The sequence below is a fragment of the Methylobacterium tardum genome (assembly GCF_023546765.1).
Taxonomy (GTDB): Bacteria; Pseudomonadota; Alphaproteobacteria; order Rhizobiales; family Beijerinckiaceae; genus Methylobacterium; species Methylobacterium tardum.
Genome location: NZ_CP097484.1, coordinates 3,349,007 through 3,371,234 on the forward strand (window position 1 = coordinate 3,349,007; position 22,228 = coordinate 3,371,234).

Sequence of the window (22,228 nt, forward strand, 5' to 3'; positions counted from 1 at the left end):
AGCAGGCGCTCAGGCGGCCCGCCGCTTGAGCAGCGCGTCGAGACCTCCGACCCGGAACCAATGATACCCGTAGCCCTCAAGGAACAGGCAGTGGCGACCGTCCTCGCCGACCTCGCTCCGGGCGCCGGTGAGCAGATCGACGAGGATATCGTGTTCGGGATCGTCCTTTCCGGACGCGATGGCGACCTCGACCGGCTCCGGTGCGAGGTTGTGGACGCACAGGATGGCGTTGCCGCGCCATTCGTAGCGGAGCGCCAGCACCGACGGGCGTTCCGTCTCCATCGCGACGACGTCGCCCCAGCCGATCTCCGGCGCCTCCTTGCGCTGCCGGATCATGCTCTGCATCCAGTTGAGCAGCGAGCCTTCCTCGTGGCGCTGATCGGCGACGTTCACGTGGGCATAGCCGTAGGGCCCGTGGTCGATCAGCGGCAGCACGGTGCGCGCGGCCGTGGAGAAGCCAGCCTGGTGCTCACTGGTCCACTGCATCGGCGTGCGGGCGCAGTCCCGCTCCTTGAGCGACAGCTCGTCGCCCATGCCGATCTCGTCGCCGTAGCGCAGGACCGGCGTCCCCGGCAGCGTGAACATCAGCGAGTAGGCGAGCCGGATGCGGCGGGGATCACCGGCCAGCATCGGCGCGAAGCGGCGGCGGATGCCGCGATCGTAGAGCTGCATCCCCTTCTCGGGACCGAACGCGTCGAACACGGCCTGCCGCTGCTTGCCGGTCAGGCGCCCCAGATCGAGCTCGTCGTGGTTCCGCAGGAAGATGCCCCATTGGCACGAGAGCGGGCGCGGCTTCGTCTGCTCGATCGCCTTGACGAGCGGCCGGGCATCATGCGCCGCCAGGGCGTAGAAGGTGGCTTGGTTCACTTGGAAGTTGAACATCATGTGCATGCGGTCGGCGTCGTCGCCGAAATAGTCGAGGTCCTGCTTCGGCAGGATGTTGGCTTCGGCCAGGATGATCGCGTCGCCCTGGCGCCACTGGAGGAACTCGCGCAGGTCGCGCAGCATCTCGAACTGCTCGCGCGGCTTGCCGCCGACATCGGCCCCCTTCTCGGCAATCACGAACGGCACCGCATCCATGCGGAAGCCGGAGACGCCGAGCTGGATCCAGAAGCCCATAATCTTCAGGATCTCGGCCAGGACTTCGGGATTGGCGGTGTTCAGATCCGGCTGGAAGTTGAAGAAGCGGTGGAAGTACCAGGCCTTGGCCTTGGCATCGTAGGTCCAGGTCGTCTTCTGGATGCCGGGGAAGACCATGCCCTCGTCGGCGGTGGCGGGACGCTCCTTCGACCAGACGTACCAGTCGCGGAACGGCGAGTCCGGGTCGGACCGGGCCGACTGGAACCAGGGATGCTGGTCCGACGTGTGGTTGACCACGAGGTCGATGAGGACGCGCAGCCCCCGCTGCTTGGCCGCATGGGTGAAGGCGACGAAATCGCCGAGCGAGCCGTAATCCGGATCGACGCCATAATAGTCGGCGATGTCGTAGCCGCCGTCCTTCTTGGGCGAGGGCTGGAACGGCATCAGCCACACCGCGGTGGCGCCCAGGCTCTGGATGTAATCGAGGCGGCGCTCGAGCCCGGCGAAGTCGCCGATCCCGTCACCGTTGGCGTCCATGAAGGTGCCGACGGACAGGCAGTAGATGACGGCGTTCTTGTACCACAGGTCGGTGATCATGCGGGCCCCCCGGCAACTGCGCGCATGACGAACGTAGGACGCCGCGAAAGCGTTGCCGTTCGCCGCGTCCTTAAAACAGCCGCGTTGTGCACGCCCTGTTCAGGCGCGTGCTCGGAAGGTCCGCGCCCGCCCCGTTGCGCCCCCGAATCCGGCCCGAATGAACGCCATCCTGATCAAGCTGTTCGCGACCGCCCTCACGCTGAGCCAGGTCACGACCCGGCCGGACGCGGTCCGGACTCAGTTCGATCCCGCCACCGACGGGCCCGAGGTGGTGCGCCTGCTGCGCGACGGCTGCGCCCACATGCGCAAGGCCTTCGACATCGAGGACATCAATCTCGACGAGCTGATCACCACCGCGATGGAGGATCCGTCGAGCGTCGCCGGGCCGTCGGCGCCCAAGATCCTTCACGGGCTCGATCTGAACGAGCTCAACACGAGCTACAAGCAGTTCTGCAAGGCTGAGAACCCGCCGAATTCGCCGTTCGACGCGAAAGCGGTCATCGAGTTTTACGACAACGCGACCAAGGACCTGCCGAGCGCTGAGGCCCTGCGCGACAAGGCGCTGCCCGGCATGACCCGGATCCTCGACGGTGCCGGCAAACCCTTCGCCGAGGCTTCGGAGCCGAATGGCCGGCGAATCGTGGTGCCGATCACCACGGTCCCGACACTGGTGCAGAAGGCGTTCATCGCCGCCGAGGACAAGCGGTTCGAGAGCCACCACGGCATCGACGAGCGCGGCGTGATCCGCGCCTTCATCGGCAATCTCGCCTCGCCGGGCCGGCCCGCGGGCGGATCGACCATCACCCAGCAGGTGGTGAAGAACCTGTCGGTGGGCGACGACGTCACCTACGAGCGCAAGATCCGCGAGATGATCGTCGCGTCGCGGCTGGAGCGCATTCTCACCAAGCCGCAGATTCTCGGGCTCTACCTCAACGGCATCTATCTCGGGCGCGGCGCCTATGGCATCGAGATGGCGGCGGAGAGCTATTTCGGGAAGCCGGTCGGACAGCTGACCCTGCCGGAGGCCGCGCTGCTCGCCGGCATGCCCAAGGGGCCGAACTTCTACAGCCCCGATAAGTACCCGGACCGGGCGCGGGAGCGGCGCGCCTACGTGCTGGCCCGGCTCAAGGAGGAAGGCACGATCACGGAAGCCGAGATGAACGCCGCCATCAAGGCCGATCTCGGCCTGAAGCCGATCGAGACGGCGCGCCGCGATTCCGGCTTCTACCTCGCCGACTTCCTCAACCGGGAGGCCCGCACCTTCGCGGGGGTGGATTCCCTGACTTCCGGCTCGATGACGGTCCGCTCGGCGATCAATGCCGGGTTGCAGCGTGCGGTCGAGGAGGCGCTGCAGGACGGGCTCGCGAATTACGAGCGCGCGACGGGGCGGCAGACCTATACGGGCCCCGAACTCAACCTCGCCGACAGCGTCCGGCGCATCCAGGCCGCGACGCCGGCGCCGGAGGGGTCGCCGCAGGCCGCGCCGGGTGTCACCGGCGCGCGGTCGGACGCGGTCAAGCCGGATGCCAAGACCTTGAAGGCCGAGAAGGCCGCCGCCGCGCCGGCGCCGAAGCCGGCATGGCTGCGCGCGCTCGAGAGCGCGCGCCCGGTGCTCTACGACGTCCGCTGGCCGATGGCGGTGGTGCTGGAGACAGGACGCGGCGCGGTCCGGGTCGGGCTCGCCGACGGCCGCATCGCCAGCCTGGATCCGGGCATCGCCCGCGGACGACTGCAGCCCTACGATGTGGTGCGGGTGAAGCTCTCCGGAGGCAAGGGCGGCCTGCGGGCCCAGATCCGCGTGCGGCCCACCGTGCAGGGCGCCGCGCTGGTCCTGGAGAATCAGACCGGCCGGATCCTCGCGATGGCCGGTGGATTCTCGTATCCGCTGAGCCAGCTCAACCGCGTCACCCAGACCGTGCGCCAGCCCGGCTCGACGCTGAAGCCACTTACCTATCTCGCTGCCCTCAACGCCGGTCTGCAGCCCAACACCCTGGTGCTGGACTCACCCGTCACCCTGCCGCCGATCGGCGCGGCCGGCGATTCGTGGTCGCCGAAGAATTACGAGGGCGGCGGATCCGGACCGACGACCCTGCGGCGCGGCCTCGAATTCTCGAAGAACCTCGTCACGGCGCGCCTGCTTCAGGGCGGCATCGCCCCGAAGGCGCCGGCGAGCCTGAAGCGGGTCTGCGACATCGCCCTGGAGGCGCAGATCTACGCCGAGTGCGAGCCCTATTATCCCTTCGTCCTCGGGGCCCAGCCGGTGCGGATGCTCGACCTCGCGGGCTTCTACGCGGCTGTCGCCAACGAGGGCGCGCGGCCGGCGCCGTACGCGCTCGAATCCGTGGAGCGCGACGGCAAGGCGCTCTACACCCACGCGGCCCGCGAGCCCGTCCGCATCGGCTCGGCCGATCGCGTCGCCTTCTACCAGCTCAAGACCATGCTTCAGGGCGTGACCCAGCACGGCACCGCCGCGGCGCTGGCGAAATTCTCGCCGTACGTGGCCGGCAAGACCGGCACCTCGGAGAACGAGAACGACGCCTGGTTCGCCGGCCTGACCAACGAGATCACCGTCGTGGTCTGGGTCGGCTACGACAATGCCGACGGCAGCCGCAAGACGCTCGGCCGCGGCCAGACCGGCGGCCACGTCTCCGTTCCGATCGCCTCGGCGATCCTCCAGGCGGCGTGGGCGAACGGGGTCGCGAAGACGCCGTTGCGGGGGCCCTCCTCCGAGGCCCGGCCGTTCATCGCCGACATGGCCGTCGATCCGCGCAGCGGCGTGCGGGTCGCGGGCGGCGGCTTCCTCGAGCATTTCCGCACCAGCGGAGACGGCAAGATGGCCGACACGCAGTACCGCCTCGTGCCGCGCGAGACGCTCTACGCCATGCGCCCCGATGCCGAGGATGGCGACCTCAACGGCGGCGAGGACGGCGCCAGCGTCACGGGCGACTATTATGGCAACATGACCGGCGAGCGGGCGCGCCCCGATCTGCTCGACCCGTTCGGCGAGCGTCCGGCGGCGCCGCGCAGCCGCCGTGCGCAGGGTGATCTGGACCCCTATGGCCAGGATCCCTACAGGGACAGCTACAAGCCCTGGCCGGGCCAGACCACGCGCACGCCCTTCGGCGATGACGAGGTCCGTCGGCCGCGGCGCCGCGATCCGGACTACCTGTTCGGCGAAGATCCCGGCTACTGACCGCCCTCTCCCAGTGATGAGAACCCCGTTGCGAACGCAGTTTCCTGCCGCCCTCGCCCTCGCCCTCATGGCGGCCGCTCCGGTCTGCGCCCAGACGCCCGCCGCCAGCACGGCGGCGCCGGGATCCGAGCGGATCAAGGAGGTGCCCTCGGTTTCCGCCGTCGATCCGGCGACGATCAAGCCGGGCCAGATCCTGTTCACGGATCATCGCGATAACCCGACCGCGCCGGAGAACGGCCTGATCCCGTATCTCGACTGGCAGAAGGCCCGGCCGGCCGAAGCCGCGGCGCTCGCGCCCTACCCCGGCTACAAGGAGCCCGACTACACCGTCACAGTGAACGGCGTGACCAAGCCGCGGCACGAGACCCTGAAGATCTACGTGGCGGAGGGACGCTTCATTGTTCCGCGTCCCCCGGAGGCGATCGACATCGCGTCCTTTGCCAATCTCGCCTTCGTCCAGAAGATGGATCCGGCGATCAAGCACCGCGCCGTGTCGGTATCCGACGTCACGCCCAACAAGGATCCGGCCGCGGCCTTCGCCAAGCGGCCCGACCGCCCCTGGTGCGAGGGCGCGGGCGCCTGCATCGAGTCTCGCTACGATCTCGAAGGCAAGCTGCCGCTCGGCGTGAAGCTCGCCAACAAGCTCGAGGAAGGCTCGGCCAAGAAGATCGCCGAGTACGTTTCGTTCCAGAGTGAGCTCAGGGTGCTGGGGCCCGATCAGGGCGCGCCGCTGAAGGCGCTCACCAAGGTGGACAGCTCGGTGACCGGCGGGCTGGAGCAGACGATCTTCTGGGTCAACCAGATCCTGCGCTTCGGCAAGTTCCTGGCCGTGTTCCAGCCGATGCCGAACGATCCGACCAAGACGTTGGTCACGACGTACATGGCGCTGGCGATCAAGGGCGACGTCCTCGACCGCAAGGCCGAGTACGCGCGCGTGCCCGTCCTCAAGAACCTGCTCCCCGCGCAGGTGCTGATGGGCAATTCGAGCTTCAACACCGGAAACTCGATCAGCGCCGGCCTGCCGGTCTACGCGCGGAACCGGATCACAACCTTCGCGGACGCCCTCGCCAAACGGTGATGCGCCCGCCGAGCCTCGCTCACATGCCGCGGTTGCCGATCGTCGGCAGAGTCGGCTGCGTGTAGGCGCGGTTCACGTCGCGGCGGGTCTGGGTGCCGTTGGTGTTGCCGGAGGCCCGGTAATTGTCGAGGTTGAAGCTCTCGGCGAGGCCGCTGCGGGAATCCGGACCGTCGGTCGCGCAGGCGCCGAGGCCGCCGATCGTCAGCACGGTGAGGGCGAGAAGGGTGAAGCGCATTCTGGATCCTGACAGGTTCCGGGTCCGGCGATGAATTGGTATCGCCCGGCCGGTGCCGAAGTTGGGGACGTCGCCGCATGGTCAGAGCCCCAAAGGATCCGTCAAGGGCGGCCGCCAACCGTAAATTCGTTCTGCCGCCTCCGATGCGCAGCGGCCACGGAAAATCCACCTTGCCTCCGCTTAACCGCGGATAGGGGCCGGCAATCGTGTTGAGCACGGCCCGCCCCCTCTGGCGAATCCGGGTCCTTTCGGGCGACAACCCTCGGCAATGAGCAACGTCTTGCCCTTCCGACCGCGCCCGCCCGTCACCCGGCTCGCCCGCTGCGAAGTCGTGACCGTCGCCGGTGATCTGCTGACCCTTCTCGAGCAGCTCGAGGATGTCAGCGCCCGCGCCGCCGCGATGGGCCGTCCCGCGCTCGAGGTTGAGCGCACGGTCCAGCATCTCCTCGACGCCGTCAGCGCCGTCGAGCGCGCCCTCGACTGCATCGGCGAAGGCGAGCAATCCGCTCCGGCCTGAACGCGCGTCGGGCGCGCAACGCTGCCGATCTGGCACAATCGATCGCCGAACCGATCTGTCGAATACCCGACTGTCGGCACAACATCTCTTCGAGCCTCAGCACAGCGGCAATATTCCGGAACCCGATCGCGCAGCTTGCGGTTGAGGGTCGGATGCTCGCGTCGGGCGTCGTATCCGGAGGACGCTATGAGGCTTCGCACGAGCAGCATGCTGGCTGTCATCGCCGCCGCCGGGCTTCTCGCCGGGACCGCGATCCGCGCCCAGGCGGCCGAGGTGGGCTTCCTGGAGATGCTGTTCGGCGCACGACCGGCGCCACAACAGGCGCAGCCGGCACCGTCTGCGGCTCCGGCCTATGCGCCCTCCTACAGCCGTCGTTACACGCCGCGGCTCGGAGCCGCCCGGCGGCACTTCCAGACCCGTTACGCGGCGTTGCCGGTGCGAATCCGCGTCAAGGAAGCCGACGTCAGCCCGCGGCAGGTGTCGATCGACATGAAGGGCGGAGCCACGGCGGCTTTGCTGAAGGATGAGACGCTCCGGCCAGGCGACATCGTGGTGCTGAATTCGGGCGCCCGGGTGTTCACGGGCGATCCCGACAAGCGCCACGCGATCCGGGATTTCGAGCCCATCCAGTCCTCACGCTACGTCAGCAAGGGCACCCGGAAGGTTCTGGCCGGCCTGTTCACGCCGGTCGGCGTGACCCCGGCTCAAGCGGCGCGCCGCATGGTCGCTCAGTCGAGCAAGGCCGCGTCACCGGTCGCGACGCCGATTCCAGCCGAGAGAACGGCCATGCGGGTGATCAACCCGTGGCAGAGCGCTCAGTGAACGCCTGGAACGTCGCTCAGAAGAACCGTTCCTTGATCACGATCGTGTCGCCCGGGCGGACCGGGTAGGTCATCGGCACGATGCCGGACGCGAGGTTCCCGCTCGTATCACGGGTCAGCACGGCGTAATCCCTGGCCGCGCGCGGTCCGAAACCCGCCGCGATCGCGACCGCGGTCTCCACCGTCATGCCGTTCACGAACGGGTATTGGCCGGAGGTGGTGACTTCGCCGAGGATGTAGAACGGCCGGTAGCTATCCACCTCCACGGTCACGTGCGGCTCGCGCACGAAGCCGGAGGCCAGCTTGGCCTCGATGGCTTTGGCGGCTTGGCCGGTCGTCTGTCCGCCGACCTGAACGGTGCCGATCAGCGGCATCGCGATCCGCCCCGCGCCGTCGACCGCGTAGATGTTCGACAAATTGTCCTGCCCGAACACGATGACGCGCAGCTTGTCGCCCGCGGCCAGCGTGTAGCGCGCGGCGATCGACCCGGTGCCGGTGGCATCGAGTTCATCGGTACGGAAGGTCGGGCGCAGGCAGCCGCCGAGCGCCAGAGTCGTGCCGAGTGAGAGGAGCAGAGCGCGCCGGTTCATCACCATCGCCGTCATGGATGCGGTTGCGGCGTGGTGTAGGCCGTTAAGGTTAATGAAACTTGATCAAGCGGGCGGACTCGACCGCACTCGGCCGCAGAATCGGTGCCTTAACTCTTGAGCAACCTTAACATCCACTAATAGCGGCGGATGGCTTCGATGGCCGCCCGGCCTGCCTCCGTGTCCAGAGCGTCCGCATGTCCCGTATCCGTCAACGCTCGATCCACGTCGTTCCGGGGACCCAGCCCGGCGCGGAGGAAGGCCTCAGCCTCGCTCAGGTGCCGCGCATCCTGCGCCGCTCGATCGGATGGATCGTCGGACCGACCCTCGTGGTGGCGCTGGGGGCCAGCGTCTTCGTCAACGTGGTGAGCCCGCGCTACACCGGCGAAGCGAAGCTGCTCCTCGAAAGCCGCGATCCGGCCTTCGCCCGCACCACGCAGGAACGCGGCGAGCAGCTGGCACCCATCGACGAGCAGGCGGTGGCGAGCCAGGTCCAGGTGGTCATGTCGCGCGACCTCGCCCGGGAGGCGATCCGCCGGCTGAAGCTGGTCGGCAACCCGGAATTCGATCCGGGCGCGGACAGCATCGGGCCGGTGAAGCGTGTCCTGATGATGCTCGGCGTCGGCGCCAACCCCCTCGACCGTCCGGCCGAAGATCGGGTGCTCGACGCCTATTTCGACCATCTCCTGGTCTACCCGGCCGGCAAGTCCCGCATCCTGACCATCGAGTTCCGGTCGAAGGATGCGAAGCTCGCCGCAGACGGCGCCAACACCATCGCCCAGCTCTACATCGGCTCGCTCGAGGCCGATAAGGTCGATACCGCCCGGTATGCGTCGACGTGGCTCGGCGGCAATATCGACGGGTTGCGCAAGCGCGTGGCCGAGGCGGAGGCGAAGGTCGAGGCATTCCGCGCCAAGAACGGCCTCGTGGGCAGCACCGGCGCGACCGGCCGGCCCCTGACCGCCCAGCAGCTCGGGGAGCTGTCCAGCCAGCTCTCCGCGGCCCGGATCCTCAAGGCCGATCTCGCCGGCAAGGTGAAGGCCATCAAGGACCTGATCAAGGACGGGCGCGCCTTCGAGATCCCGGATGTCGCCAACAACGAGGTGATCCGGCGCATCGTCGAGAACCGCATCTCGGTGCGCGCCCAGCTCGCCCTGGAATCGCGCACGCTGCTGCCGGCCCATCCGCGCATCAAGGAGCTGAACGCGCAGCTCGAGGACCTCGACGCGCAGATCAAGGCGTCCGCCGAGCGCGTCGTGCGCACGATGGACAACGATGCGAAGATCGCGGGTGCCCGGGTCGAGAGCCTCCAGGCGGCCGTCGACGGTCAGCAGGAGGTTGTCGTGCGCGGCAACTCCAACGAGATCCAGCTCCGCGCCCTCGAGCGCGAGGCCAAGGCGCAGCGTGACCAGCTCGAATCCTATCTGTCGCGCTACCGCGAGGCGGCGGCGCGCGACGGCGAGAGCGCCACGCCGGCCGATGCCCGCATCGTGTCGCGGGCGGTGACCCCGGAGCTGCCGTCCTTCCCGAAGAAGCTGCCGATCATCGGATTCGCCACGCTGCTGACCCTGATGCTCGCGGCTGGCGGCGTCCTCGCCCGCGCCCTGCTGGCTGAATCCGCCCGGAACGCGGCCGAGCGCGACGCCGCTTTCGAAGCGGCGGACGATCATGCACGGCGGCAGCCGGTCGTGGAGCGCCCAGACTTCGCGTTCCCGGAGGCGATGCCGCTGGCGCGATGGTCGGGGAAGGCGGACGGCAGCCAGCCTTCCGCCGCGCATCCGAAAGCGCCCGCTCCGAGCGCGGACGAATTTGACCTGGCGCCGCTGGTCGCCCGGATCACGTCCGGTCCGCGGCGCGAGGAAGCGCGCTCCGGGCGCTTGGTGCTGATCATGGAGACTGAGGAGACGCGCGGCGCGCACGGGCTCTCCGATGCTCTGACTCGGGCCTTCGGCGAGGCCGGCAGCCTCGTCGCGGTCGATCTGAACATGCCGGTCGGCGCGGATCCGAAGCTCGGCTTCACCGATCTCGTCGCCGGCCGGCCGCCTTCCTCGACGTGATCCAGGCGCGCCGCGACAGGGGCCTCCATCGCATCGAGGCCGGACAACGCGCCATGTCGGTGCTCTTCGACGAACCGGACGCCCTGGCGCTGACCTTCGAGGCGATGGCGGAGGCCTATGACTGGGTCGTCTGCCAGCTCCACGCCGCTCCGGGCGCCGTCGGTCTGCTGGAGCTCGTGGCCGGCTACATGGACAATGTGGTCATCGCCTCGAACGCCTCAGCGGAGGATCCGGCCCTGGGCGATCTCTACGCCATCGCCGAGGAGGCCGGCGCCGGGCAGATCCTTGTGGCCCAGGATCGTCCCGCGGTGCCGGACGTGGTCGGCGGGGATCCGCGGGCCGAACTGCGCCTCAACGCCGCCTAGGGGCGGCGGAGCGCACGCGTGCCGCGTGAGCCGCCGTCAGGCATGAGGCACTCGGTGCGGACAATGTCGAAGGCGATGCCCTTCCCTAGACATCCACGATCGCGGTTTTCAGGACCGTCGCAGTGACCGCAGACGCCGGACGACCGCGTACAGCCGCGGGTCGCGCTTGATCCGGCGCTTCGTGCGCGTGAGGCTTCGCCGCGCGGCGGCGTAGGTCTTCCCGACGACGGTGACCGGTATCAACGCCTCCATGAGGCTGATCGTCTCGTCGCAGATGCTGGCCTTATAGCGGGCCTCGCCGACGCCGAGATCGAAGCCCTGCCGGCCGCGCGCGGTCTGATCGCGCACCAGGTGCTGCAGAAGCAGGTCGCCCGGGCTGCATCGGGCAATCTCGGGATCGGCATCGAACGCGGTCATCATGCCGCTGAATCGCCGCTCGTTCACGGCGCCCCCGAAGGTCGCGAGCACCCGGCCGCTCTCGGCCAAGCACAGCGCGTGCATTTCGAGCGCCGGATCCGCACCGGACGCCGCTGCCGCGAGAAAGGCCTGGATCGACGGGTCGGCGTAGGGATCGGCGATGCCCATCCCGGCGAACCGGGCCGACTTCTGGGCGTAGAACGCCGCCAGAAAGCGAGCCGCCTCCTCGGCCGTCTCGGCACGTCGATACACGATCGCGCCCTTGGTCTCGGCGAGGCGTTTCTCCTTCGAACGCAACTTCTTGCGAGCGTCGGCGCTGAACACGCGGCGGACGGTACCGTCGGGATCCGGCCCGAGCATCAGCCCGTAGGCGTCGCTCGCCTCTGGCTCGCCCCACAGCGCCAGCGGGTTGGCGACAGCCTCCCACATGCGCGGCTGATGCCGCAGCGCGTAGACATCGATGCCGGCTTGCCGACCGGCCTCGATCAAGGCTCCGACGATCGCGTCGTGCGGGATCGCGGCCGCGTCGCGGGTCGCGAACAGCGGCATGTGGTAATTTGCGTGCGTGTCGCCGATGGTTTGCGCCACGCAGACGCCGTGCCTGCGCTGCAACGTCAGCGGCAGCAGGATCCGCGCCCGGCCGGCCGCGTCGCGCAGGACCACGACGCGCGCCGTGTCGAGGTGCCCGGTTCCGCGGAGATACGCGCTCGTCCAGTCGAACCGTTGGTAAGGGGTCTGGAGGCTCGCCGGATCCGTTTCGAGGCGGCGCCACAGCGCCTCGGCCGATGCCAGATCGGGGATGATCTCGGCGACCAGCGCGCCACTCGTTCGCGCGTCGATCATGCCCGTTCCCGTCGCGTGGACGCCGACCGCCATGGTGTCGATCCCCTGTCGGACCGCGCGCGATCCACTGTCGAACAGGGACCCTGTCCGGGATGCGCTGAACAGGCCGTGACCTCGAGCCGCCGAAGCCCGCTTCAACAGGTGCAAGCCCCCAATAATCGGCCCTTTGGCTAATAAGTCCTTGCGTCATGGACCGTGGCGCGACGGTGATTTCAGGTTTCTTTACTGCAACGCGGCAAGGCTTCGCGGATCCGGGCCGCTCCGCCCGATCGGTTCAGGACCATGCTGTCGTCGCGTACCAAGCATCGAGTCTTCGCGACCGGGTTCCGTACCATCCAGGCCCTCGGGGCGGATCGGTGGCTGTCCCCTGCAGCCCGCGGTCTCGGCGTGATCCTGACGTTCCATCATGTCAGCCCCAACCCCGCGCCGGCCTTCGCGCCCAATCGGCTGCTCGGCATCACACCCGATTTCCTCGACCTGACCCTGCGCGAGCTCGATGCGCGCGGCTTCGACGTGATCGGCCTCGACGCCGTGCCGGAGCGTCTCGCCGAGCCTGATTACGGGCCGCCCTTCGCCGTGCTGACGTTCGGCGACGGTTATCGCGACAATGTCGTGCACGCACGTCCGGTGCTTGCGCGCCACGGCGCCCCGTGGACCCTGTTCGTGACCAGTGCCTTCGCGGACCAGAGCGGCCGCCTGTGGTGGGTCGAGCTGGAGCGCGCCATCGCGCGCCTCGATCACGTGCGCGTCGGCATCGGATCGCGCGCGCTGGACCTTCCGGCCCGAAGCCCGGAGGAGAAGGCGCTCGCCTTCGACGCGGTCTACCGCGATCTGCGCCGGGGCAGTGAGGCCGACCTCCTCGACCGGATCGCCGACCTCTGCAGCCGAGCCGGATTCCAGGCGGGTGGCGTGGCGTCCGAGCTGTGCCTGTCCTGGGCGGAATTGCGCGATCTGGCGCAAGATCCGGCGGTCACAATCGGGGCGCACACGGTCAGCCATCCGATGCTGGCCAAGCACGGGGCTGACACGGCCGTGCGGGAAATCGCCGACGGCCGCGCCAGGATCGAGATGGAGCTGGGACGGTCCGTGCGGCACCTGTCCTTCCCGGTCGGGGATCCGGGCTCGGCCGGCCCGCGGGAATTCGCACTCGCCCGGGACATGGGCTTCGCGACCGCGGTGACAACCCGTCCGGGCCACCTCTTCGCCGCGCATGCCGATCACCTGCACGCCCTGCCGCGTGTCTCGGTGAACGGGTGTCACCAGACGCGGGCGGCGCTGGCGGGTCTGTTGTCGGGTGTGCCGTTCCTGGCCTGGAATCGCGGCCGGCGCCTGAACGTCGCCTGAGGCGAGCCGCTCTCGTTACCGCCGGCGTCGATGCCGGTAGCCCGTGGAGAACGAGGCGTATTGCCGTCCGCGATGCGACCGGTAGCGCCGTCGGCCGGATGTGGTCGGCTCGGCCGCCTCGTCGATCTGCGGGATCGGCTCCGCCATCGCGGCGGCGGGTGTGGCTGCGGCTGTCACGGCCGGTGCCGCGGCGAAATCCGCCGAGGCGTAGCCGCCCGCCACGTTCTTGGCCGCTGGGCCGAACATCGCGAGGCACTGGTTGAAGGCGAGGTCGTTCTTCAGCCTCTCGCACTCACCGATCGATCGGGGCGTCCCCTGTGCCAGGGCCGGCAAGGGGGCGAGCAGCACGACGAGAGCAGCCAGGGGCTTGAGGCGCATGGACGAGCGGTACACGGAGGGGGAGGTCTCGGAGGCGGACCGGAAGACCTGTGGCGCCCGAGTGCGGCAAAATCGAGTTGTCCGGCTCAGCGATCCGGCCGCTCCATCCATCGGATCAGCGGCATCAGCGGGAAAATCCAGGCAATCCCCAGGATCGAGTACAGCACGGCCTGAACAACCGCCGGCGTCTCGGCGATGCGGCTGTCGGCCAGCGTCATCGCCAGGGGCCCGTAGAGGCAGACGAAGACCAGGATCGCGAGGGTGCCGATCAGGGTACGGGTGCGGCGGCGCATGGCAGGTTCCGGAAGATCGCGACCGGCGCGGCGGCGCTGTGCGGCTCGACGGCTACCGTTCCGCGGTTCGGTTGGCAACGCGCCCGCTGCCGCAGGCTGCGGCGCCGCCGACGTTGCTGGCGCGGCGCGCATCCCCTAACCCGGGCGCTGCGGCCGGGGCGTCCCGGTCTCCGCAGAAGGATTTTGGATGGTCATGAGACTCGCGGGCGATCAGCGATCGGGGGCCGTGCGGACCTGGCTCTACATCGTCGCGGCTCTCGTGATCGCCATGGTGGCGGTGGGCGGGGCCACGCGGCTGACCGGGTCGGGCCTGTCGATTACCGAGTGGCGTCCCGTCACGGGCGCCATCCCGCCGCTCTCGGAGGCGGATTGGGCCGCCGAGTTCGCCAAGTACAAGGACACGCCGCAATACAACATCCTCAACCAGGGGATGGGGCTGTCCGCCTTCAAGGTGCTCTACGGCTGGGAGTGGGGCCATCGCCTGCTCGGCCGGCTCATCGGCCTCGTGTTCTTCCTGCCGCTGATCGTGTTCTGGTGGCAGGGTCGGATCAGCCGTCGCCTCGGCCTCGGCCTTCTCGGCCTCGGCGTGCTCGGCGGATTGCAGGGGGCGATCGGCTGGATCATGGTCGCGTCCGGTCTCCAGCCCGGCATGACCGCGGTGGCGCCGCTCAAGCTTGCTCTGCATCTGACGACCGCGAGCCTGATCCTGGCCGGCCTCGTCTGGCTCGCGGCCGGCGAGCGCGGTGACGTCCTGGCGCCGGCCGCGCCGCGCCTCCGCGCCGCCGCCGCGCTGCTGCCGGTCCTGATCCTGCTGCAGATCTTCCTGGGTGGTCTCGTCGCGGGATCGCATGCGGGCCTCGTCTACAACACGTGGCCGACGATGGACGGCGTTCTGGTGCCGCCGATGGACACCCTGTTCGCCATCCGCCCGTGGATCGAGAACTTTGTCGACAATCACGCGCTGGTGCAGTTCGACCATCGGATGACGGCCTATCTCGTCATCGTCGTCGCGTTCCTGCACGCGATCGATGCTCGGCTGGCGGGCCCGGCCGGCGTTGCCCGCCGGTCGACCGGGGTTGCGGTCTTAGTGCTGGCACAGGCCGGGCTCGGGATCGCAACGCTCCTGCTCGCGGTGCCTCTCTGGGCGGCGCTCGCCCATCAGGTTCTAGCGATGGCGATCCTGACGATGGCGACCGTTCATGCCCGCCTTAGCCGGGGGAGCGGGCGGGTTCAGCCGGCCGCGGCCGGGCTGCCGCTCGGGTTCGAAGGCCTGGCCGGGCGCGGGATCTAGGCTTTCGTGCGGCGCAGCAGAGACGTTGCGTCGCACGAGACTTTTACCCAAAGGACAGAAACTCTGGGAAAACTCCATCTCCGCATTCCGCGCATGGAACGATCAAGACTTCTCAAGCCTTAAGCTGCACGCGTTGCAGGAGGCTTCAAGATGTCTCTCGCGGAAGATGGTCGGCCACTCTCCCTGACCTGGCACTACACGCCCCGGGAGATCATGGCAGACGGCGTGATACACGGGCTCGGCGTGGTGCTCGGGCTCGCGGGCGCCGTGGCGCTGGTGGCGACGGCGGTCACGGCGCATCTCGGTCTCGGCGAGCGGGCCGCGGTCGTGGTCTACGCCACGGCGCTCGTGCTGATGCTCGGCGTTTCCGCCCTCTACAACCTGTACCCGGTCAGCCCGCGCAAGTGGCTGCTGCGCCGCGCCGACCACGCCCTGATCTACCTGATGATCGCCGGCACCTATACACCGCTCGTCGCCCTCGTCGGATCGGGACCCCGCGCCTACGCGCTGCTGGCGATGATCTGGGCCGTGGCGCTGGTCGGGATCGTCGTGAAGCTGCTGCTTCCGGGTCGCTTCGACCGCCTCTCGATCGGGCTCTACCTGATGCTCGGCTGGAGCGGCCTGTTCGCCTACGAGTCTGTCATCGCGGCGCTCCAGCCGACGGCTCTGTGGCTCCTGGCGATTGGCGGGGCTCTCTACTCGATCGGCGTGCTGTTCCATGTCTGGCGGACGCTGCCATTCCAGAACGCAATCTGGCACGGCTTCGTGCTGGCTGCGACGGCGTGCCATTACGGAACCATCTGGGCCAGCCTGAACGGGATGTCTGTGACCTGAATTGACATTCGTCCGGTAGAATTCCGGTTACCGTTCCAAGGGAAAGGTCGACGCGATCTGCTTTCCTTTAAGTTCCCATCGACATCCGGTGGAGCATCGTTCCGGGATTGATCTTGCCGGGACCGATATCGTGGACGCCACAACGAACGACGCCCGCAGCGCTCAGCGGTACCGGATCCTGCACGTGTTCCGGGCGCCCGTCGGCGGCTTGTTCCGCCACGTCGTGGATCTCGCCCGCCTCCAGGCTGGATCGGGGCACGCCGTCGGCATCGTGTGCGATTCGACCACCGGCGGCGAGCGCGGCGCGCGTGCCCTTGCGGAGCTGATGCCGAGCCTCGAGCTCGGTCTGATCCGGATCCCGATGCGGCGCAATCCGCACCTGACGGACTGGGCCTGCCTCCGGACGGTCGGTGAGCGGGCCGCACAGGTGGGCGCTGACGTCCTGCACGGGCACGGCGCCAAGGGCGGCGCCTACGCACGGCTCGCCGCGGCCGGATCCACGATCCGCGCCTACACCCCGCATGGCGGCAGCTACAATTACCGGCCGGGCAGCCTGCTGCATCGCCTCTACATGGGCGCCGAGGGCGTGCTCGCCCGGCGCACGGACGCCTTCCTGTTCGAGAGCGAGTACGTCGCCGGCCGGCACAGGGCCTTTGTCGGCGGACCCGAGCGCGTGACGCGAATCGTGCACAACGGCATCTCGGAGGCGGAATTCGCGCCGGTCGAACGGGTCCAGGATCCGTTCGACCTGCTGTATGTCGGCGAGCTGCGGGAGGCCAAGGGCCTGCCCTACCTGCTCAAGGCTCTGGTCCGCTTGCGGGCCGAGGGCCGGGCGCTGCGCCTGCTGCTGGTCGGCTCAGGTCCGGATGCCGAGATCCTGCGCGAGACCGTGGCGCGCCTCGGGCTAGCCGGCGCGGTCTCCTTCGAGCCTCCGCAGGCGATCCGTTCCGTGCTGGCGCGGGGCCGCATCCTCGTGGTCCCGTCGCTCGCGGAGTCGCTGCCCTACGTCGTTCTGGAGGCCGCTGCTGCGGCCCAGCCCCTTGTCGCCACGCGGGTCGGCGGCATTCCGGAGATCTTCGGTTCGGCCGCACACGACCTCGTCCCCGCCCGGGATTCGGAGGCGCTCGCGGCTGGCATCCGAAAGGTGCTGGACGACTCGCCTGAGAGGCTTGCCGCCAAGGTGGGCGGGCTCAGCGCGTCGATCCGGCAGCGCTTCTCGCTGGACCGGATGGGTAGCGAGGTCGTCTCCGGCTACGCGGCGGCATTCCAGGCTCGGGAAGGCCGCCGCAGCGCCGGGCGTCGCGAAATCGCCGGACCACGGACCGCCTGAGCCCGGTGGCGGGAACGTGATGGCCGCCGCCGCACACGCCGCGACAAAGCTGCGGCGGTCGGCTCGCCCTTAAGTCTTCCGACAACGCTCCGTGCCAAGCTGCAGTTGATGCACCCGCAGACTGGCGCAGGGGGGAGCCAATCGATGAGCGCGTTCGACATCCGGGATCTTCTCGAAGCGACCGGGCCCTTCGAAGCCCAGCCGGCCGCGATTCGCGCGGAGGCGGTGCCGCTCGCCGAGACCTCAGCGCCGGAAGCGGCGGCGATCTCACCCGTGGTGGTCGCCGGGATCGTTCGGACGCTCGAATGCGCGCTGATCTTCGGCCTCGGCTCGCTGCTGCACCTGATGATGCTGCGCGGGCGGGTCCCTTATGGGCTGACCTATGCCGGGGCCATCGGCCTGATCGCCGTGATGACGGTTGCGCTGATCCAGGCCGCGGGCGGCTACCGGATCGCCGCCTTCCGGGCCTTCTTCAAGACCGCGATCCGGCTGATCGCCGCCTGGTCGATGACCTTCCTGATGGTTGCCGCCGGTCTGGTCCTCGCCAAGGTGGCCGACCACTACTCGCGGCTGTGGCTTGGGACCTTCTTCGCCACCGGCCTCGGCGCGCTTCTGGTCGGCCGCTTCGTCCTGTTCCAGATCATCGAGGCACAGACCCGCGCCGGCCGTTTCGACCGGCGCACCGCGATCGTGGGCGGCGGCAAGCCGGCCGAGGATCTGATCGCCGCCCTGGAGACGCAGAGCGACAGCGGCATCCGCATCGTCGGGGTGTTCGACGACCGCAACACCGACCGCTCGTCGGACGTGGTGGCCGGCCATCCGAAGCTCGGCAACGTGGACGACCTCGTGGCCTACGCGCGGCATGCCCGCCTGGACCTGATCGTCTTCACCATCCCGATCACGGCCGAAGCGCGCATCCTCCAGATGCTCGCCAAGCTCTGGGTTCTGCCGATCGACATCCGCCTGTCGGCGCACGCCGCCAAGCTGCGCCTGCGCCCGCGCAGCTACTCGTATCTCGGCTCGGTGCCGGTGCTCGACGTCTTCGACCGGCCGATCGCCGGTTGGGATGTCGTGGTGAAGGCGCTGTTCGATCGCGGCGTCGGCCTGCTGATGCTGCTCGCCCTGTCGCCGGTCATGCTGGCCGTTGCGCTTGCCGTCCGCCTCACCTCGCGCGGTCCGATCCTGTTCCGGCAGAAGCGTCACGGCTTCAACAACGAGCTGATCGAAGTCTACAAGTTCCGCTCGATGTACGTCGATCAATGCGATGCCGGCGCGGCCAAGATGGTCACCAAGGGTGATCCGCGCGTGACGCCAGTCGGCCGCTTCATCCGCAAGACCTCGCTCGACGAGCTGCCGCAGCTGTTCAACGTGCTGAAGGGCGATCTCTCCCTGGTGGGCCCCCGGCCTCACGCCCTGCAGGCGAAGGCGGCCAACACCCTGTACGACCAAGTCGCCGACGGCTATTTCGCCCGCCACAAGGTCAAGCCCGGCATCACCGGGTGGGCGCAGATCAATGGCTGGCGCGGCGAGACCGACACGTCCGAGAAGCTGCAACGGCGCGTCGAGCACGACCTCTATTACATCGAGAACTGGTCGGTCCTGCTGGACCTCCAGATCCTGCTGACGACGCCGTTCGCGCTTCTGAAGACCGAGAACGCGTACTGAGCAGAGTGGCGGCCGGCGTCCCTGAGGCACCGGCCGCCCCGCGCCGCCTACGGCAGCGCGCCGGCCTTCTCCTTGGCCTTCATGATCGTGTCGCGGCAGCCCTGGGCGTCGCCGGACTTGTCCTGCTGACGGGCCTGGGCGACCAGCTTCTTGGCCTCCTCGACGCCCGAGGCGGTCGGCTTCACGTCGGCGTCCGACTTGGTGAGGGCCGGCGGCTTGTCGAGGGCCTTCGGAGAATTCGAAGAGGTCGGGCCGCCGGGCGGCGTCGCGCCCGTCACGGAGGCTGCACCGGCACTGTCGAGCCGCCGCTGCAAGGTGTCGACCTCGTCGGAGCACGGGGTCGCCAGGGCCGGCGTGGCTGCGGCGAGGGCCAGGGCTGCGAGGGCGAATCTGATCATCATTGAGGCGTTTCTCCACTGCACCTGAGCGCGACCGGCTCCGGTTGCCCGCGACGACGCGGGCCGCCATGTCCGGTTGCGACTACCCTGGAGACGCCGGGCGCATCGGGCCGTTCCTGAGACAGGAGGCCGCACCGCGCCGTCGGAAACGGAAGCGGGCGCCCTCGCGCGGCCTGGAAGCCGCCGGGAGCGCCCGCATCGAGCCGTGCCGTCCGTCAGTACTTGCGGATGATCGGCTCCGGCGACATCGGCACCGGGTCGGCGCCGAACGCGTAGCGGATGCCGGCGTAGATTGAGAACGGCTGTGCCAGTGTCGTGGTCCGCGGATCGCTGATCCGCAGGTTCCCGGCCACCGGGCCCGGCTCCGCGAAGGTGCCGAACGTCGCGTAGCGGTTGTTGGTCAGGTTGGTGATCAGCCCGAAGACCTCGAGGTTCTTCGTCACCTGATACTTCGTCTGCAGGTTCAACGTGTAGTAGGCCGGAAGCTTGCGGTTCAGGTTCGACTCGTCGCCGCGGAAGTAGGACGAGGAGAAGGCCTGGAGATAGAGGCCGAGCTGCCAGTCGGGTGTGATGAAGTAGTCGAAGCCGGCCTTGATCTGGTGCGCCGGCACCAGGGGCACGATGTTGCCCTTGCGCACTTGGATGGCGCCGTCATCCGCGAGCGGGTTGTTGGGCGACGACAGGGTGCCGTTGAACTGGAAGGTGGCGTCGACCAGCGCGTAGTTGGCGTAGACCCGCAGGTAATCGGCCGTGTACTCGCTGCCGACCTCGATCCCCTGCCGCTGCGTCGAGGGCACGTTGACGAAATAGGCGCGCGCCGTGTTGCCGGGCGTGGCGAGCGACAGGATGTCGTTGCTGAGATCCGTGCGGAACGCACCGATCTTGTAGGTGATGACGCCGCCGTCATAGGTGTTCGGCAGCTGGCCCCGGAAGCCGACCTCGTAGGTCCGCGCCGTCACCTGCTTCAGCGGCGGATCGGCAACCAGCGAGTTCGGCAGGAGGCACGGCCGGTCCGGGTTGGCGCAAGCCAGTTCCAGCGGGGTCGGCGCGCGGTTCGACTCCGAGTAGCTGCCGTAGAGGTTCAGCGCGTCGAAGAAGCGGTAGGTCAGGCCGGCGACCGGGTTGATCTTGTTGTAGTAATGCGTGCCGGTCACGTCCGGCGAAAAGCCGGTGAGATCCTCGCTCTGGATGCGCGCGAAGTTGAGGCGCGCCCCGGCCGTCAGCGACAGCCGGTCGGTCACGTCGAGCGTATCGAGGGTATAGAGCCCCATATAGAGGTTCGAGCCGTTGACCGAGCTCGGCGCGATGCCGAGGGCACCGGCGGTCCGCAATTGCGGCGTGCCGAGCCCCGGGATGTTGCCGTAATAGGGATTGTTCGGGTTGGTGGTGATCGACAGGTCGGGGTTGATGACCCCGAGGGTGCTGGACGACTTGAACGAGTAGTTCGCCGTGTCGATGCTGCCGCCGATCACGAAGGTGTTGGGCAGGCCGAACACCTGGTCGCGGTTCGACGCCTGCAGCGAGCCGCCGAAGCCCGTGGCCTGGGTTTGGGTCGTGTCCAGGGTGCCGTAGGGGATGTTGGCCCGGAACGGGATGCGCTGGTTCTGCTGGCCCAGGATCAGGAACTGGTTGCGGAACGCGAGCTGTGACTGGCCGGCCGACGGGCTGAACCCGTCATCCTCGAAGCAGAGATTGCCGCGGAAGCTGGAGCGCGTGCTGCAATTCTCGAAGTTGCCGTCGTTGCCATCCACGTAGGTCTGGCTGAAGCGGCGGAAATAGGCGTTTCCGGCGAGGTCCCAGGTCGGTGAGATGTCGACGCGGCCGGTGAGTTGCAGCGAGCCGACCTCGGTGGTGGTGGTCTGCGGGAAGGTGAAGATCGCCCGCGGGTCGCGATGGGTGAAGTCCACCGGCGTCGCGGCGGCGGCGCCGTAGAAGCTGCGCGCGGCCAAGCCGATCAGGTGGAACTCCGAATCCTGGGAGCGGTAGCCGAGATCGGCGTAGAGACGGCCGATCGTGCTCGGGCTCTCGTAGCGCCAGCCGCGATCGTTCAGCCCATCGCCGGTGAAGTACACGCTCCAGTTGTCGGCGACCTTGCCATATTGCAGATAGCCGGCGGTGCGGGCATCGGAGCCGCCCCAGGCGGCGATCTCGGTACCCTGCCAGGTGAAGCCATTCTTCATCTGGATGTTGACCGCGCCGCCCAGCGCGTTGAGGCCGAAGACCGGGTTGCCGGTGACCACGTCGATCCGCTGGATCGCCTGCTGCGGGATCAGGTCGAAATTGACGACGTCGCCGAAGGCCTCGTTGATGCGCACGCCGTTCTGGTAGACGGCCAGCCCCTGCGGCACGCCCTGCACCGGCGAGGCCGTGAAGCCGCGATAGGTCACGTCCACGCGGTTGTTGTTGCCCTGCGAGTCGGAGATGTTGATGCCGGGCGTGCGCCGGGCCAGCGTCGTGACGAGATTGTTGTTGGCCTGATCGATGGCGAGGTCGCTCGCCGTGACCGATTCCACCGTGCTCGGGATCTTGTAGAGGGGCTGCTCGCTGCCGCGCAGGCGGGTCAGGCCGGTCGGCGGCACGGACCCGAGCGGCGGCACCGGGCCGGGACCGTTGAAGGTCTGCGCCTGGCTCGAGCTGCCGCCGCCGGAGCCGACCGGCGTCGTGGACACCACGCTGATCTCACCCAGTGTCACCGATTGCTGAGCCTGAACGGCCCCCGAAAGGACCGTTCCAGCGACAACCGATGCAGACGCGACCAAGCTGCTCCGCAACGCGCGAAGTGACATTCCCAACCCCCGTGGCCCAAGACCCATGCTCGTTCTTGACGAGCTTGTGATCCCTCATGCCGAGAGGCGGGGAAGTGCACAATTGTGCTGGAACCGCGATCGCGCTGTTTTCGCCGCAT

The 22,228-nt window shown here is 68.6% G+C and carries 17 protein-coding genes and 1 pseudogene; 10 read left to right on the plus strand and 8 right to left on the minus strand.

The window, feature by feature from the left end:
* Positions 1 to 9: 9 nt before the first annotated feature.
* The gene (locus tag M6G65_RS16050; RefSeq protein WP_238195253.1) at positions 10 to 1,677 is read right to left on the minus strand and encodes an alpha-amylase family protein; all 1,668 of its coding nucleotides are present in this window, start codon (positions 1,675 to 1,677) and stop codon (positions 10 to 12) included.
* Positions 1,678 to 1,834: 157 nt separating this feature from the next.
* Between M6G65_RS16050 and M6G65_RS16055 the strand changes: the two genes are divergently transcribed.
* Together M6G65_RS16055 and M6G65_RS16060 are read left to right on the plus strand one after the other, a co-directional pair.
* Entirely contained in the window at positions 1,835 to 4,870 is a 3,036-nt protein-coding gene (locus M6G65_RS16055; protein WP_250104174.1) for a penicillin-binding protein 1A, read from the plus strand.
* Between the two features lie 16 nt (positions 4,871 to 4,886).
* On the plus strand, positions 4,887 to 5,948 hold the full coding sequence (locus tag M6G65_RS16060; RefSeq protein WP_373323677.1) for a hypothetical protein: 1,062 nt from the start codon (positions 4,887 to 4,889) through the stop codon (positions 5,946 to 5,948).
* 19 nt (positions 5,949 to 5,967) lie between these two features.
* Here the strand turns inward: M6G65_RS16060 and M6G65_RS16065 are convergent, their stop codons facing one another.
* Positions 5,968 to 6,183 (minus strand): hypothetical protein, encoded by a 216-nt coding sequence (locus M6G65_RS16065; protein ID WP_238195251.1) that lies wholly within the window; start codon positions 6,181 to 6,183, stop codon positions 5,968 to 5,970.
* Positions 6,184 to 6,451: 268 nt separating this feature from the next.
* Here M6G65_RS16065 and M6G65_RS16070 point away from each other — a divergent pair, with 268 nt between their 5' ends.
* Both M6G65_RS16070 and M6G65_RS16075 read left to right on the plus strand, forming a co-directional pair.
* Positions 6,452 to 6,700, plus strand: a complete 249-nt coding sequence (locus tag M6G65_RS16070; protein ID WP_192707766.1) for a hypothetical protein — start codon at positions 6,452 to 6,454, stop codon at positions 6,698 to 6,700.
* A gap of 207 nt (positions 6,701 to 6,907) precedes the next feature.
* Positions 6,908 to 7,522, plus strand: a complete 615-nt coding sequence (locus M6G65_RS16075; protein ID WP_250104175.1) for a hypothetical protein — start codon at positions 6,908 to 6,910, stop codon at positions 7,520 to 7,522.
* 16 nt (positions 7,523 to 7,538) lie between these two features.
* Here the strand turns inward: M6G65_RS16075 and M6G65_RS16080 are convergent, their stop codons facing one another.
* A complete protein-coding gene (locus M6G65_RS16080; protein WP_192707826.1) occupies positions 7,539 to 8,117 on the minus strand; it encodes a polysaccharide biosynthesis/export family protein in 579 nt (192 codons plus the stop codon).
* A gap of 188 nt (positions 8,118 to 8,305) precedes the next feature.
* Here M6G65_RS16080 and M6G65_RS16085 point away from each other — a divergent pair.
* A pseudogene (locus tag M6G65_RS16085) lies at positions 8,306 to 10,530 on the plus strand (GumC family protein).
* Positions 10,531 to 10,638: 108 nt separating this feature from the next.
* On the opposite strand, the gene M6G65_RS16090 reads toward M6G65_RS16085, so the two are convergent.
* Positions 10,639 to 11,823: a GNAT family N-acetyltransferase gene (locus M6G65_RS16090; RefSeq protein WP_250104176.1), complete on the minus strand. Its 1,185-nt coding sequence runs from the start codon at positions 11,821 to 11,823 to the stop codon at positions 10,639 to 10,641.
* 249 nt (positions 11,824 to 12,072) lie between these two features.
* Here M6G65_RS16090 and M6G65_RS16095 point away from each other — a divergent pair, with 249 nt between their 5' ends.
* Positions 12,073 to 13,134: a polysaccharide deacetylase family protein gene (locus M6G65_RS16095; protein WP_250104177.1), complete on the plus strand. Its 1,062-nt coding sequence runs from the start codon at positions 12,073 to 12,075 to the stop codon at positions 13,132 to 13,134.
* 15 nt (positions 13,135 to 13,149) lie between these two features.
* Here M6G65_RS16095 and M6G65_RS16100 read toward each other — a convergent pair whose 3' ends face one another.
* On the minus strand, positions 13,150 to 13,512 hold the full coding sequence (locus M6G65_RS16100; protein WP_373323683.1) for a hypothetical protein: 363 nt from the start codon (positions 13,510 to 13,512) through the stop codon (positions 13,150 to 13,152).
* 86 nt (positions 13,513 to 13,598) lie between these two features.
* The gene (locus M6G65_RS16105; protein WP_238195245.1) at positions 13,599 to 13,805 is read right to left on the minus strand and encodes a DUF2842 domain-containing protein; all 207 of its coding nucleotides are present in this window, start codon (positions 13,803 to 13,805) and stop codon (positions 13,599 to 13,601) included.
* 187 nt (positions 13,806 to 13,992) lie between these two features.
* Between M6G65_RS16105 and M6G65_RS16110 the strand changes: the two genes are divergently transcribed.
* The 4 genes from M6G65_RS16110 to M6G65_RS16125 all read left to right on the plus strand — a co-directional run bounded on the left by M6G65_RS16110 (position 13,993) and on the right by M6G65_RS16125 (position 18,925).
* On the plus strand, positions 13,993 to 15,096 hold the full coding sequence (locus M6G65_RS16110) for a COX15/CtaA family protein (protein ID WP_238195244.1): 1,104 nt from the start codon (positions 13,993 to 13,995) through the stop codon (positions 15,094 to 15,096).
* Positions 15,097 to 15,246: 150 nt separating this feature from the next.
* Positions 15,247 to 15,930 carry a PAQR family membrane homeostasis protein TrhA gene (gene trhA / locus M6G65_RS16115; RefSeq protein WP_238195243.1) on the plus strand — a complete coding sequence of 228 codons (684 nt, stop codon included), beginning with the start codon at positions 15,247 to 15,249 and terminating at the stop codon, positions 15,928 to 15,930.
* 130 nt (positions 15,931 to 16,060) lie between these two features.
* A complete protein-coding gene (locus tag M6G65_RS16120; protein WP_238195242.1) occupies positions 16,061 to 17,260 on the plus strand; it encodes a glycosyltransferase family 4 protein in 1,200 nt (399 codons plus the stop codon).
* Between the two features lie 144 nt (positions 17,261 to 17,404).
* Positions 17,405 to 18,925 carry an undecaprenyl-phosphate glucose phosphotransferase gene (locus tag M6G65_RS16125; RefSeq protein ID WP_250104178.1) on the plus strand — a complete coding sequence of 507 codons (1,521 nt, stop codon included), beginning with the start codon at positions 17,405 to 17,407 and terminating at the stop codon, positions 18,923 to 18,925.
* 47 nt (positions 18,926 to 18,972) lie between these two features.
* Here the strand turns inward: M6G65_RS16125 and M6G65_RS16130 are convergent, their stop codons facing one another.
* Entirely contained in the window at positions 18,973 to 19,326 is a 354-nt protein-coding gene (locus tag M6G65_RS16130; protein WP_238195240.1) for a hypothetical protein, read from the minus strand.
* A 212-nt stretch (positions 19,327 to 19,538) separates the two neighbouring features.
* Positions 19,539 to 22,109: a TonB-dependent receptor domain-containing protein gene (locus tag M6G65_RS16135; protein ID WP_250104179.1), complete on the minus strand. Its 2,571-nt coding sequence runs from the start codon at positions 22,107 to 22,109 to the stop codon at positions 19,539 to 19,541.
* Positions 22,110 to 22,228: the final 119 nt, after the last annotated feature.